This is a genomic window from Kordia sp. (assembly GCF_045105435.1).
Taxonomy (GTDB): Bacteria; Bacteroidota; Bacteroidia; order Flavobacteriales; family Flavobacteriaceae; genus Kordia.
In genome coordinates this window covers 1-15088 of the sequence record NZ_JBGCDL010000282.1, presented here as the reverse complement: position 1 = coordinate 15088, position 15088 = coordinate 1, and the positions used below count along the sequence as shown (strand labels likewise).

Annotated in this window: 11 protein-coding genes and 1 pseudogene; 2 read left to right on the top strand and 10 right to left on the bottom strand. The window is 34.7% G+C overall.

Going from position 1 to position 15088, the window contains the following annotated elements:
- The 10 genes and pseudogenes from AB8B65_RS14380 to AB8B65_RS14335 form a co-directional block, all read right to left on the bottom strand.
- Window positions 1–3587, bottom strand: a pseudogene (locus tag AB8B65_RS14380) (hypothetical protein); the annotation flags it as partial.
- A gap of 135 nt (window positions 3588–3722) precedes the next feature.
- Window positions 3723–4274 (bottom strand): GNAT family N-acetyltransferase, encoded by a 552-nt coding sequence (locus AB8B65_RS14375; RefSeq protein ID WP_405301868.1) that lies wholly within the window; start codon window positions 4272–4274, stop codon window positions 3723–3725.
- Window positions 4275–4290: 16 nt separating this feature from the next.
- Window positions 4291–4611, bottom strand: a complete 321-nt coding sequence (locus tag AB8B65_RS14370; RefSeq protein WP_405301866.1) for a hypothetical protein — start codon at window positions 4609–4611, stop codon at window positions 4291–4293.
- 43 nt (window positions 4612–4654) lie between these two features.
- Entirely contained in the window at window positions 4655–5227 is a 573-nt protein-coding gene (locus tag AB8B65_RS14365) for a YdeI family protein (RefSeq protein WP_405301864.1), read from the bottom strand.
- A gap of 17 nt (window positions 5228–5244) precedes the next feature.
- A complete protein-coding gene (locus AB8B65_RS14360; RefSeq protein ID WP_405301862.1) occupies window positions 5245–5712 on the bottom strand; it encodes a VOC family protein in 468 nt (155 codons plus the stop codon).
- Between the two features lie 27 nt (window positions 5713–5739).
- On the bottom strand, window positions 5740–7077 hold the full coding sequence (locus tag AB8B65_RS14355) for a M28 family metallopeptidase (RefSeq protein ID WP_405301860.1): 1338 nt from the start codon (window positions 7075–7077) through the stop codon (window positions 5740–5742).
- A gap of 115 nt (window positions 7078–7192) precedes the next feature.
- Window positions 7193–8461 carry a DUF6265 family protein gene (locus AB8B65_RS14350; protein ID WP_405301858.1) on the bottom strand — a complete coding sequence of 423 codons (1269 nt, stop codon included), beginning with the start codon at window positions 8459–8461 and terminating at the stop codon, window positions 7193–7195.
- A 342-nt stretch (window positions 8462–8803) separates the two neighbouring features.
- The gene (locus tag AB8B65_RS14345) at window positions 8804–9385 is read right to left on the bottom strand and encodes a pseudouridine synthase (protein ID WP_405301857.1); all 582 of its coding nucleotides are present in this window, start codon (window positions 9383–9385) and stop codon (window positions 8804–8806) included.
- 147 nt (window positions 9386–9532) lie between these two features.
- Window positions 9533–12016: a GEVED domain-containing protein gene (locus AB8B65_RS14340; protein WP_405301855.1), complete on the bottom strand. Its 2484-nt coding sequence runs from the start codon at window positions 12014–12016 to the stop codon at window positions 9533–9535.
- 331 nt (window positions 12017–12347) lie between these two features.
- Window positions 12348–12827, bottom strand: a complete 480-nt coding sequence (locus AB8B65_RS14335) for a 2-dehydro-3-deoxyphosphooctonate aldolase (RefSeq protein WP_405301853.1) — start codon at window positions 12825–12827, stop codon at window positions 12348–12350.
- Between the two features lie 314 nt (window positions 12828–13141).
- On the opposite strand from AB8B65_RS14335, the gene AB8B65_RS14330 reads away from it, so the two are divergent.
- Entirely contained in the window at window positions 13142–13498 is a 357-nt protein-coding gene (locus AB8B65_RS14330; protein WP_405301852.1) for a MauE/DoxX family redox-associated membrane protein, read from the top strand.
- A 106-nt stretch (window positions 13499–13604) separates the two neighbouring features.
- Complete coding sequence (locus AB8B65_RS14325) at window positions 13605–14459, top strand: T9SS type A sorting domain-containing protein (protein WP_405301850.1); 855 nt, start codon at window positions 13605–13607, stop codon at window positions 14457–14459.
- The last annotated feature ends 629 nt before the right edge of the window (window positions 14460–15088 follow it).

Here is a 15088-nt window from a genome sequence, read left to right as displayed (position 1 = left end):
TCTGCCAAAGAAGTTAAGTCAAATACTTCTGTTTCGTCATTTAGTGTAATCGCATCACAGAGTTCTAATCCTGGCAATTGCACCAATACTGGAAGTTCATTTACGATTAACGTTAAGTTTGTGATACTCGCACAACCTGTTACTTGATCTTCTACGCGTACCCAAATTACTTGTGGACTTGGTGGAATGTTGCTGTAGGCGTTTGTGTTGTTGATTTCTCCTGTAGTCGTTCCCGCGACAGCATTTGCTTGCGTGTTATAGTAGCGAACAGTATGCGTGGTTGGATCTTCTCCGTTTAGAATATCTGTTTCACTTTCCGTAAGATCGAATTGTGCAATTTGATCCGCTGTGACATCATCACATTCTGAAAGACTTGTCGCATCAATTGCAGCAATTTCAGGAGAATCGTGCACAATTAAAATTAAATCGACCACATTAAAACAACCTGTTAATACATTTTCAACACGCACATGAATTGTTTGCGTTTCTGGGTTGATGTTGCTGTATATATCCGCCAAAGCGTTTACATTATTAATGGCATCTTCGGGTGTTTCGTGGTAAGTTATAGCAATGTTTGTTAACATTCCGCCCGTAACTTCATCTTCTACAGTAGTGAGATTAAAAACGCCAATACCATCATTGTCCGTATCGCAATATTCTAGTGCTGTTGCGGGGAAAGTTATAGGCGCTTCACTTACAATAATATCAAAATTTGTTATATTGAAACAGCCTGTTGTACCGTTTTCAATTCGGGCATATATAGTTTGTGGATTGCTTGTGTTTGTGTATGGAGAAGCTAATGGATTTGTGTTGTTTTCGGCATCAGCCTGATTTAGATAATATTGAACAGAGACATCCATTTGAGTTCCTATAATCTGTGCGCTTTGTGAATTGAGATCGCTTGCAAAGATTCCATCAAACGGATCATTATCACAGACAATTAAGTCAGTTGGCATGTTTGCAGTCGGATTTTCATTGATGATTAACTCAAAATTCATTGCCGTATTGATACAACTAGTTACCGTATTGATGGCACGTACATATATTGTTCTTGAAGAAGTCGTATATGGACTTACAATTGCGTTTATGTTTGTGTCTGCATCCACTTGCGATTCATGATAGGTAAGATCAATATTAGTTTGTCCATTAATGACTTCAGAATCTTTTATGCTAAGATCGAATGTGAATTGATTGGCATCATCATTACATACAATATAATCCGTAATTGTGTTTTGATCGGGTAAAGGATTTACTGTTAGCGTAATATGTTCTCCGAGTCCTAAACAAGCGTTATCAACATCACTGTCTACACGAACGACAATGTTTTGAATGTCAGGTGAAGCATCATTTCTATGATTACTGATGTCGGGAATTGCGTTTTCTTCTGCTAACGCATCTGCAAAGTTTTCATAATAGGTAATTGTTAACGTTTGACCTGTAGCTGTGAATAATGCGTTGATTTGTGCTTCTGCGTCACTAAAGTCAAAGGTTGCCACTCCGTTTGTATTGTCTCCATCTACAGCAGTATTATCACATACTTCATACGCTATTTGAAACGTATCTGGAATTTGCGTTGCAGCTACAATTAAGTTAATTTCTCCAATTCTAAAACAGCCGTTTACAGTTTCAATTCGCACAAAAATTTTTCCGCTATTTGCGGCAGTATACGCTGTTGGAGTAGGAATAGCGTTGGTTGCAGCTTCCGCATTTTCAAAATTGTTATGATAAGTAAAGGTTTCATTCGCTGCATCAACAGATATTAGTGAATTTGCTTCCGTGAGATTAAAGTCAGAAATACCATCCGTATCATCATCACACTGACGTAACGAAACAGGAGTTGTAATTACAGGTAAAGGATTTACAACGACATTTACTATTCCGGTACTGAAACAAGTAGGATTGTCTACATTTTCAATACGAACCGCTATTGCGTTTCCTCCAGCATCTGTATTAGTGTACATGTTTGGTAGCTCATTCATTGCGTCATTAGCATCTGTGAGCGTTTGATAGTACGTAATATTGAATTGCATCATGTCTTGTACGCCTAAAACTTGTATGTCTAAAGTAGAAAGATTGAATGTGGTAAAACCGTTTGCATCGTCGCCATCTGAAGTATCGTCACAGAGTTCATAATTAGCTACTGTATTTGCTATTGGTTGATCGAACACATCAAAATCAAATGAAGTTGTATCAAAACATTCGGTATTTTCATTATTTTCTATTCGAACAAAAATAGTTTCCAATACATATTCAGTTTGATTCGTATATGGACTTACCAAAGCATTCATATTGGTATCAGCATCTTCTTGCGTTGGATGATAAGTGACATTGAACAACATATCATTTTGTGTTCCTAAAACAGTTGTGGTTAAGTCATCTAAATTTAAACTCCATAATCCGTCATTGTTGTCATCGCAAATGAATTGGTCTTCCACAACGTTGGCAGTTGGAGATTCAAAAACTTGAATGGTAAATGAAGTGACGCCAAAACAACCTGCAGCTGTAGTTAATCTTGCCCAAATAGTTTCTTGTATGTATGCATTTTGGTTTTGATACATACTTGCGATTGGATTTGTATCATTTTCCGCGTTCATTTCTGAAAGGTAGAATGTAACAGTTGTACTGGGAATTCCATTGGCGATCAACATATCATTTTGAGTTAAATCAAAAATAGAAACGCCATCATTATTATCATCACATACAGTTAAATTATTGGGTATTCCTGTATCAACATCTCCAGAAATACGTACTTCAAATTCATCTGTACTAAAACATCCAGTCACATCATTTTCTAGTCGCACGTAAATTGTTTGTGGATTGAACGCATTGGAGAAAGCAGCAGGATTTCCAATAATTCCATTTCCAGTTTGTGCATTTGTATTTGAAGTATGATAGGTAAGTGTCACACCAGTTTGTGCACCTATGATAAGATCGGAATTTACTGTTAAATCAAAAGAGGTACTTTCGTCATTAGGATCGCCTACCACATCACATTCTTCTAAATCGATGTTTGTTCCTTGTGGAATCATAATATTGGGCGCAGCATTAAAAGTAGCTGTTCCTGTCCATTCCAAATCAAAGCCACCAACTCCAAGCGGTCTGTCTATGACTATAAAATAACGTTCACCAGGACTTACATTTATTGACCTTACAAAACTGTTTCCGTCAGCACCAGGACCTTCGGAAGTATCAGTTTCTGTATCATTCATTCCTGTAAGATTGTTGCTTAGCCCAGCATTTATGGGATTTGTTGTTGAGCAACGAATTGACTGTCCTATGTTGTTGCAAGTAGGATTTGGACCAAATACAAAAAAGTCATAGTCTTCACTAATGTCAGTAAGTGTTGGCGTTAGTACAAAGCCTAAAGTTCCTCCTGTATTTATGGTAAGATCTAGCCATAGTGAATTGGTTTCTTCAAGTTCACATGCATTGGAATTTGATAATTCTTGTATTCCTGCTCCGGAAACATCTAAATTTTCAAAACCAAGGTTGCTACATACAACAATGGCATCAACACAATCATTTTGGGCAAAGAAAAAATTGGTGGTAAGTAGCAATAAAGCTACGATAATCGGTTTGTTTTTCATCGGTAAATTTTGAAAATGCAAAACCAAGATATTAATTAGATTTTATAGTGCCGAACAAAAAAGACTATTATTTTACCAAAAGCCTCTAGATTTTACGTTTTTAGCACATAATTGTATAATTTATGCTTTTAAAACTTACTTTTTTCGTGGATCTGTTTCAAGAATTGAGTATTCAAAATTGTCTGACCAACCGTTTTTTAAAGGTAATATTTGTCTTCCGCGCCCTTCTCTAATCATTCCAACTTTTTCCAACACTTTTATAGAGCCAATGTTGTCAACGGCGCATCCAGCTTGAATTCTATGTAGGTTGAGTGTGTTAAAACCGAAATCTAAAATCAGGTTTGTGGCTTCTGTAGCAAATCCTTTGCGCCAATAATCCGAATGAATTTTATACCATATTTCGCCTCTTCGGTATTTTTCAGATCCAACTTTTAAACCAAATAATCCTATAAATTTTTTAGTTTGATTGTCTTCAATAGCAAACGTATAACTTTTGATTGTATCTAGTTCATTTTCGGCAATCCAATTGGTAATAATTGTTTGTGTTTCTTCAATGTTTTTAGGAATTCCTAAGGTGTTAAATTCATCCGTTTCTGGTAATGAATGCAGTGTATGAATAGATTCTAGATCGGATAGTTTTATCAGTCTTAATTTAATTCTATCAGATTTTATGTTGATGTTCTTCATTTTTAAACATTAGACGTTATGCGTCATTAAGAGCGTAATCTAATAAAATTTTTGCAAGCTCTAAGTCGGTTAACTTATTACGTTCTTTAGATTCTTCTATAAAATCAAGAAAATAATAGAAATCAGTGAGATTGTAGTGCTTTATGTTTTCAATTTCAAATTCTTGCGCACCTTCAGTTTTTTCAATTTCAAAAAACTTTATATCATTTTCAATATTAAAAGGTTTTTGCATGTAAATTTCAATCACTTCAGATTCGATATCTAGCGAATGAATCTCAAAGAACTTATCCTTACTGCCATTATTTCTAAAAAATCGGATTAATTCTGTTAGTGTCATATGAAGTAAGTTATTGGTTTTATTTTTTTTAATAAATTACCTATCAAGTATCTCTAGACTTAATATTTGCTTCACACAAACGAATAATTTCTGTAATTCGCTTTTCTCTAGTTGCTTCTCGTTTTGCTTGATTCAGCCAATATAAGTAGCTTTTACGATACGATGGGCTAAAATTTTGATAGTTTTTATATGCAATAGGATTTTTATCAAATGCTGCTTGCAATATTTTCGGAACAATTAAATTTTCTACATCATCTAGTGCTGTCCATGAACCATCTTTTATAGCCGCAATCATTTTTTGCGAACCGCTTTCGTGCATTTTTCCTTTAGCAATGAGTTCTACAAGATAGGTTTTGTTGAGTTTGCTCCAGACACTTTTTGGTTTGCGTGGACAAAAATATTGTCGCCTGCGTTCGTCATCTAGTCTTTTTACCGTGCTATCAATCCAACCAAAACACAAGGCTACTTTTACGGCTTCTTCCCAACGCATGCTTTCTGTAGCGGAACTTACTTTATAGAATATTAGGTATACACCAGTAGACGTTTCATGATTTTTTTCTAACCACGTACGCCATTCGATGTCGTTTTTAAAATAAAGTTCTTCGCGTTCTTTCATTGAGGTCGATTTTACCATTAAACATCATTTTTTTCAATGGCTAACCATTCTTCATAGGAAACCACCAAACTTCCTTTTTCTGGTCTATATTTGCCTGGTAATGTTCCTATAAATTCTAAATAGTGTCCATCAGGATCGGAGAAATAGATGGCTATTGCTGGAATATTGGCAAATACCATTGGACGTTCAGTTTCATCGTGTAAAAAATTCCAAAAATGCAATTTGTTTGCTTTTAGAAAATTGATAGATTCGTTTAAAATCCATTTCCAATCACATTCAAAAGCAAAGTGTCTTAGATCAATTTCTTCTTTTGGTTTTTCCCATAAACCGAGCATTGCTTGTTGTGGTTTTCCAATCCAAAATAACGCAACTCTTCTTTCTTCTTCATACAAATATTGTTCAAGTTTGAGCGTACTTGCATAGAAATCTATGGAACGCTCCAAATTTTCAACAAATAAATGTGTTTCAAAAAGACCTTTTATCATTTGGGAAAGATTGTATTAAATGTGTTGTTATCGAAATATTTTCGCTGGAAAAACAATTAGACTTTCGTGTCCGTTTTTACTAACAGAAGCAATTCCGAAGTAATAATTATCAATTACAATTCCGTCTAAAGTAAACTCCGTAACATTGCCCACAAACCGTGAATGTTGCCATTGTGGCGCTGTTGTGTCTCTCCAATAAATTTTATAACCAACAATGTTATCGTCTTCCGATTTTTCCCAACGAAATTTAACACTAGGTTGTACAATTCCGCCAATTTGAACACCTTTTGGCGGCAATGGTGACCAAGCCAAACTAGCCAAGTTGATGGCGTTTACTGCGGTGAGTTTCTTCGCATACGGAAAATTAACTCCTTCAATCACATCACCATATTTGATGCCGTTTTCTTCACGAATGTCTTGATGTTGACGATTGTAATTTTCATGGGCTTCCATGATTCTAATTCCGGCAAAACCAAGATCGTTAAACGGTCTGTGATGTCCACCGCGACCAAATCTGTCCAAACGATAAATCAGCACCGGATTCATTTCGGGCATGTATGTTTTTACTTTTTTGTGAACGTATCTTGCCAATTGTCTTGAAATTCCATCTACTTCGCCACCATAAAAACGACGTCCTCTGCGTTGGCGTTCTGTTTCGTTTGCTGGAACTGGTTCAGAGAAAATTCGGAACGATCTGTTATCAATCACACCATCAACACCTTCAATATTTCCAATCATATCATTATTTAAAACGCCGATAATATCCCAACCTTTGTCTTTGGCGTATTTAGCCAAACCTTGTCCGCCAAATAATCCTTGTTCTTCACCAGACAATCCGACATAAATAATGCTATTTTCAAATTTATATTTTGATAAAACACGTGCGGCTTCAATCGTTCCCGCCATTCCCGAAGCGTTGTCGTTTGCACCTGGCGCATCTGTGGTAAAATCCATGGTGTCACTTGCGCGCGAATCAATATCGCCACTCATAATAATATAACGATTTGGATATTTTGTTCCTTTCTGAATCGCAATCACATTGACAACCCAAGCATCTTTTGGTACACGTCGATTGCCTTCTTTCGTTACAAAATCTTTCTGATAAAAAACATTTAAACAGTTTTTACAGTTGCCTGATATTTTATCAAATTCACCTTTTATCCAACGTCTTGCAGCGCCAATTCCGCGTGTTTCCGAAATGGTGTCACTAAATGTATTTCGTGTGCCAAAGTTGGCTAATGTTCTGATGTCGTTCTCAATACGATCAGCCGAAACTGCATCAATGATATCGTACAAACGTTGATCGGTTTGCGACATCATAAAAGTTGCGGAAAAGAGTAGGAGCGCAGAGATAATTTTTTTCATCTGTTTATTTTTTATTTTATGAATTCTGTCAGATGGAATTTGCCAATAATCATATCGGTTGGTATTAATAGACTGTTATGGCTCATTTCATACGAGGATATATAAAGTTGAGTTTTTAATTCGTTGTTTTTTTATAGTAAAATGGGACAATGCTTGTTGCACCATCTTTTTGACTGATGGCTACATACACAACCATATTATTTTCATCGACAGATTCAAACGTCATGCCTTCAAAAATTGCTTTGTTTTTGGTGACCTTTATGAGTGGGAAATCTACAGTTTCATCTTTCGTTTCCCAACCTTTCAATTCGTTACTAAAGTGTTTTAGACGTAATAATAGGCTGTTGTTTACTGCTGAAATTGTTTCTATTTCATAGAAGTTCACTTTTCCATCCACAATTAGTTTAAATGTTGCCATCATAGAGCCGCCAGAAGGTTCGCTCCAGTTTTCTTCCGTAATTCCGCCAAATGCTTCACCTTTCCAATTGCCAGCAATCCATCGAATGTTTTCTAGCGTAGGTTTAAGTTCTTTTTCTTTTTCAGCAACTAAGACCAAGCTGTTATTTCTTTTATTAGCGGTGATTCGCGTAATATTATCAAAATTTTCTTTGTCGAATAGTTTCACAATCTTCCATTCGGTATCTTTTTTGGGATCGAATCGGTACAATGCTTTTCCTTTTCCCATCAAAATGGTGCCATCTGCCAACCAGCACATATCTTCTACATTTGGAACTGTGTTTGCTATTTTCTTGGTTTCTCCTGTTTTGGTATCAAGCGAACGAATTTCCCAAGTTGCATTTTTTTTACTGATGTAACTCACCAATTTTGAATTCGGAATATTGTGTAATGATCTTCCAATGTTGGTGTCCATTGTAAGATGTGTATTTTTCTTAAAATTAGAAACTACCAATCGATGCGGTTCATCCAAAACGAAAGAAACCAATATATTTCTTGAGTTCCATACATGATAGCCAATAACTAAGTCTTTTAGCAAAGCTTTTCCTTTTCCGCTTCGGTATCGATATAAATATTGTAAACCTGTAGTGTCTAATCGGATTGCAGAAAAGTCTTTGGTTGTTGGAATGCTTGTGGGTGAATATTCGCTTCCTTGTTTAGTGTCCGTAAGCCATCTTTTTTTGCCGCTGTCTGTAGCATATGAAATAACATCGGTTTGGCCGTTGCGTGTAGACGCAAATAGAATGGTATTTTCGTATTGAAACGAAGGTTGATTGTCGTAGCCTTCATTGTTTGAAATATTCTTTCCGTTTGTAAGTTGTATTTGGTTGTTTTCTGTAGATAAATCAAATAGATATACTTCTGTATCTGACTGACAAAAAACAGCAAGCGGAATCATAATTACCAGCAATTGTAGTAATTTTTTCATATTGGTTTGATTGATTAGTTGTCTGAAAGTTACGCAATTTTGAAAAGAAGCTTTATATGTGCGCGATTATTTAACAAAAAGAAGGTTTGAAATTATAAATGTTGTCTAAAGAATTTTATATTTTGAATGTTAAATTTTAAATTAAAAAGAGTCTAACAATTTATTCGTTTCATAGTATTTCTCGATACAATTTTCTTCATTTTATTTGAAAATCACTCGAAATGACGGTTTGAAACTTAAAATGTAAAATACGTTTTTTCTTAAAGGAATATAACGTCACTTCGAGTGAAATTCTGAAAAGAATTTTATATCGAGAAGTACTATGAAATTGTATTTTGTAGCTTATGAAACATCAAAACGATCAACTTCTATAAATTCTCCTGAAGGCAAATCGTTCAACAGAATATTTCCAATGCGTATGCGTAGTAAACGTAAGGTAGGAAATCCGACTTTTGCTGTCATTTTCCGAACTTGCCGAAACTTTCCTTCACTTATCGTGATCGAAATCCAACTTGTAGGTCCATGGCGTGCATCGCGTAATTTTTTGGTGCGTGCTTTAAATATTGGTGCAGGATTTAAAATATGTGCTTCACACGGTAAAGTTTGGTATTTTTTACCGTGAATGCCAATTTCGACTCCAGCTTTTAATTGTTCTATGGCTTCTTGTGTAATTTCGCCATCAACTTGCACGTAGTATTCTTTTGGCACTTTTTTACTACGTACTTGCTCGCTTACCATTCCGTTAGTAGTGAGAAATAGCAAACCTTCTGAATCTTCATCCAAACGCCCAATTGCCATAATTCCTTCAGGAAAATCGTGTAATTCTCCTAAAAGTTTTTTGTTTTTTCGCTTGTTTTGATTGTTGACAAATTGCGAAAGGTATCCAAAAGGTTTGTGTAATATAAAATGACGATGTGCTGACATGTTGCTTTCTAAAGTCGAAAACTACTATTTTTATTGGCGAAAACAAATTTTCGGTGTTCAAATACTAAAAGAAATAGAAATGAATTAACTTCTTCGATAATACATTTCTATTTCTTTTATACTTGGACTCCGCTTAGCACAGGTATTTTAATCTTCGGGTATTTGTTCTTGTATTAAATGTGTACTTAAATTCAAAAAGTTTCCTGAGTGTGATAATACGTTTTGTAAGATAAATGGTGTATCTGGCGCTGTTCCGCTATATTGTGTTTCTCCGTTCATATCAACATCATTATTATTATATCCGGAAACCGTAAAAGTTGGAAAATTTAAACTATTTCCAGCATCATTTAATACAGTAGATAAGATACTTGGCGTATCTGGACTGGTACCTAAATATTGTACCATTTTATCTGCATTAACATCTCCTGACCATAGTGCTACTATATTGGTTGGCATACCAAAAGTGGTTTGTGCATTAGACCCAAAAGTGATTTGATTATTGGCATCTGTAAAATCAACCGAGGTCATAGTGTTCGACAAACATATTGGTGCAGCACTCATTATACCTAAGTGATTACGATGTTTAACTGTCACATAATAATCTCCAGCTGGTTGCTGAAATTCTAGATTAGAAAAACCATCTACACCTACTACCATTCCATTTCTTAATAATAAAGCAGACTGACTGTCTACAATAGTTGTATTTGAAACAGCAGATCTTAATTCTATATAAACCCAATCCACAACTGCATCGGCTCCTGTTGTATTAAATACAGAAATATCACAAGATAATCCATCTGCATACGGACTTGTAGTTGGCACTAGATTGGCTACGCGCAAATCGTCACGCATTAAGGCTTCTTCTCCCATATTTGGATTTATGGCAGCACCTTGAATATATACTTTTGGACTTAATACAACAACGTCGTTACCAGTTACAGTAATCGTATAGTCTTCAGCTTGACCATATCCGGTTCCTACACAAGGATCTAAATAATTGGTAGTACCATATATTTTTTTAACTCGCATTAAAGTATTACCAGAAGTAACATCTGCGGGTACAACAATCGTTCCTGTAGCTTGCATGCCATCGGTTCCGGTTGAGTTCGTAATTGTTTCTGTAATTTCATAAACTTCACCGCTATCATCTAAAATACTATTCTGGTTCCAGTCGATAAAAACAGCAAATCTATTTGTATAATTACCATCTGTATTTCCTTCCAAAGCAATGGGATAGGACATTCCCTCTTCCATTGCTCCAACAATGAGTGTAAAATCTTCATGCGCTGTACCTCCTAAAGTAGCATCTGTTACATTACTAATTCCTGCAACATCAACCAAAGTAATAGGTTCAACATTCGTTGTAAATTCTAAAGATCCGCAATAAAATACTCCTACTAAAACTGATGCAGTAGCTGAATAATCATTACAACTATCATTTGAAGCTTTTACTCTATACTCATAGGTTGTATTTGAAAGTACTGCAGTATCTGTGTAAGAAGTAACATTAGCATCAACACCAGCTCCAACAGGGACAATCCAGGTCGCGCCTCCATCGTCAGATCTTTCAATTAAATATCCTAATTCATTTGTTGCGTTATCAGTCCAAGATAAAACTACGCCGGATGAATTGCTTACAGCAGTTAACCCCGAAGGGTTGATTACATCTGTAGGTGGAGCTCCCAATAAATTATAAGCAGTATGACTAAGTCTTGTTGCTAAACCATTTGCTATTCGTGTATACTGTTCTGGTGTAAAAATTCCACCGCATGAATCTGAGTAATATGACATCACATTATTGATATCTGGTGTATAGGTAAGTCCATTTTCATCTTGCGTACTAACACCATTATTTATAAAGTTACAATTAGCATCATTACTACCATTTGGATCTGCTTCTGTATCACATAATAAATCACCAGTTGAACTACAATTGGCGTTTGGACCAGTTCTAGGAACATTTTCAGCGTTGGCATCTGTATTCCCATTTGCTGTACTCTGATGTGTATGTGCTAAGTTGAGAAAGTGTCCAAACTCATGCACAAAAGTTCCGTTAGGACCATTTAATAGACATCCATTATCCATTAACATATTAAGAGAATTGGTATCATTGCTAGGATAACGGGCATAACCACAAGCTCCTCCAAAATTAGGAACAGTGATGCTATCTACAAAATAGACATTCACGGCATCGTAAATAGAGTGAACAGCAGTCATTGCAGCTTCTTCTGTAGTATCGAATGTATACAAAGCAGAACTATTGATAATATTTACAGAATGTATATAAAATTCAATGCCCGCAGCTAGATAGAAATTATTCAAATTTGCTACACCTTCATTCACATCTGCCATTGAAACTCCTCCATTTCCAGCATCATCCGTAACAATATGAATTCTAATAGGCAAACATGTAGTCCCTGCATTTTTTCGCTCAGCTCCTACCTTATCCACAACATCAAGTGTATATTTTATTTGCTTTTCAGTCATAGATGGAGTACCACACAAAAAGTTATTTTGAACTACATTTTTTGATGGTTCTGTTAAGTTTTGACTATTAAGTTGAATGCTAAAAAAGAGAACAAGCGATATAAGGAATGTTTTTGTACTAATCTGAGAGATTAAGTAGGTCATAATATTTAATTAAACGTTAATAATAGTGAAATACTAGGAATCAAGTAATCAAATGAGGTTAACAGTTCTAAATTAATATAAAAAAACTACACTAAATAACTAAAATTAAAATATTTATAAAATATTCTTAGCGACTGAAAAATAGTTTTCATGAGTTTAAATAAAACAAAAGTGCCCGTTTTAATATTTTTGAAACGGGCACTTTTGCTATTGGAGATTATTTTTGTAATTATTGCTTCGCAATCCGTTTTTTCGCTTGTTTTGATTGTTGACAAATAGCGAAAGGTATCCAAAAGGTTTATGTAATATACAATGACGATGTGCTGATATATTATTTTCGTAATCCGAAACCTTTAGGTGCTTTTAATGGACTAGAGTCATACATGTTGATGTAGATGGAAACGGTATCTTTAGAACCTTCCCAAGTTACACGATAATTATCGAGCATGGCACTGCCTCCAAACATAGCATTTTCACTTGGTACAGGACAACAACTTCCAGCTCTGAAATAGGAAACTTCTTCTCCATTTGGTCCTGATAAAGCGTTTAAGTAACGTCGTTCATTTATTGGTCCTTCTGAATCTTTTACACCACCAACTTCAACAGCATTTTTTGGTGAAAATCCATACGTTTTATCAGTAGCGATTTCAGAAACTTCAAACATATATTGATTGCGTAAGGTTTGCTTAAAATTTTTATTTTTTGCTTTTTTTATGCTTGTCATACTGTTTTTTGAAGTCGAAGCAGATTTTTTAGTTCCGCAAGCTACAATCACAGTAAAAGTTAATAGTAAGAGTCCTAGTTTTTTCATGTGTTTATGTTTATTGTTTTTTATCGGTTACATGCTATTGGCTATTAATCATTTTCTTGAGTGAGAAAATTTTTAAGACGCTGGTTTCATAATGTATTGGTTTTAATTGTAATAATCTGTAGTATCGAAACTACCATTTTTATGTTTAAAAACAAACTTTAGCCTGTATTATTGAGTGATTGCAGCTTTTCCGTTAGTGAAAATACACTTTGACTTAGGAAGATTGTAAATTGATAGATAGATGACTTTTCATTGAAAATTTTATATCTTTAGTTCATCCTTCAGAAGAATTAAGAATACTTAAATTTTAACCAATGCTACCATTTGAACAGACTTCTTTATACGTAATGGCAATACTGTATATTTTTGCAGGAATTTGCCATTTTTGGAAACCTAAGATGTTTTTGAGTATTACGCCAAAATGGGTTCCATCTCCGGCAACGGTTAATATTGTTGTTGGAATTGTGGAGATTGCACTCGGAATTGCTTTATTGTTTGAAACGACACAATCGTATGCAGCCATTGGAATTATTGCGCTGTTAGTTGCCGTATTCCCCGCAAATGTGTATCACTTTCAAAAGGCTAGACGTAAAGGAAAAATGGTCATTCCGACCTTGATTCGATTGCCAATGCAAGTGTTGTTGATTCTTTGGGCGCGTACGTTTATTTAATGCTTTAGTGTTGTCCTAAATTGAACAATATTTTATCCATTTAGGGTACACCATTTTTAGTAGTCGTGGATTAAATTGTACTTTTATAATAACAACACTATTCACTATGAAAAAACAATTACTTTTATCAATACTATATTGCTTTCCAATACTTTTTTATGGCCAAATAGGAGATGATTTTGAAGACGGAATTTCTAATTGGACTAATACTGACGGCTCTACAACAATGCTTACTCAGGAAATGCATTCAGCTTCCAATGAATTTAATCAATACTATTTGTTAAAAACCTGTGATGGCTCTAATACTGCTATTGGCGAAATGGCAGTTGTATGTAACTATGGCGGTAATCTTTATGATGATACATGGGGAATAGGTTTTGAGTTTGTTGTAAAAAATGATAATAATTTTCCGCTACATATACGATTGGGATTTAAAGGATTTAATAATGCTGAATTGGTTACACAAGAGTCTTTTGAAATTCCTGCAATGAGTGATTGGACTTCTGTAGTTTTTTGGGTACAAGGCGGTTCTAGTATAGAAGTAACAGATGATGGTGATTATGTGCCTAGTGTGCCTGGCATTGCCTATGAAACCCTATCGAATGTCGAAAAAATTAGAATTATACATAATGCTAATATAAGTTTTGATGGAGAAATAGTGACTGGATCATTACAGATAGATGATTTTGATATTATTCTTTTATTATCAATAGATGAAAAGTTTTTAAATGACATTAAAGTGTTTCCAAATCCAGTTGTAGATCAGTTATTTATCAATTTTCCTACCAAGACAAAAGGCAAACTTACCTTAACATCTATTGATGGAAGAAAATTGTTAACGCAAGATATCAATACTGAACAAATGCAGTTAGATGTTTCAACAATTAAAAGTAAAGGTATTTATTTTTTAAAGATAGAAACGCCGCAAGGAACACTGACTAAGAAGATTGTGAAGGTTTGACGTGACTTTTTAAAATCGGTATTAATTTCTCTTACCCCACAGAAAAAAGACGATTAGAATAATCACTTGCCAAAGCAATGAACTATACAAGGTGTGCCTGTTGCACAAGTCTAAGGTATTGAATAATTGTGTGTCTTAGGTTCTGCAAGGCAAGAAAATCTATCAAGAAAAATTATTCAACAATTTTCAGTGAAGTAATCGTATTCCAAAAGAGAACTTTTATCGTCGTTTATCTTCTGAGTTAGATTATTTGTATAAACTTATTGCTTATAACTTGAAGAAATACCTAAAATTCATTACAAAAACGGCAAAAAGTGGAGTAAAATCACTTGGCTTGCTCATTTTCAAAATAAAGTCACTATTTGGTAATAATAGCTTGATTTTAAGCGACACTAATTTTAAGTTTCAATAGGAAAACTCATAAGAAAGACACGCTTAAAAGTGCTAAGAAAGCCTTGTTTTTATGAAATTATAGGGTTGTGCAACGGTTACCGGTGTTGTACCCAGTAATTGTGTATGTTGTTTTATTATTTTCTCCTTTTTTAGATAACATTCCTAATTCAAGTCCTGTTTTTAAATCTCTCGTGGCGGTAGAAGAAGAAATGTCTTTAAAAATGTCCATATAATCC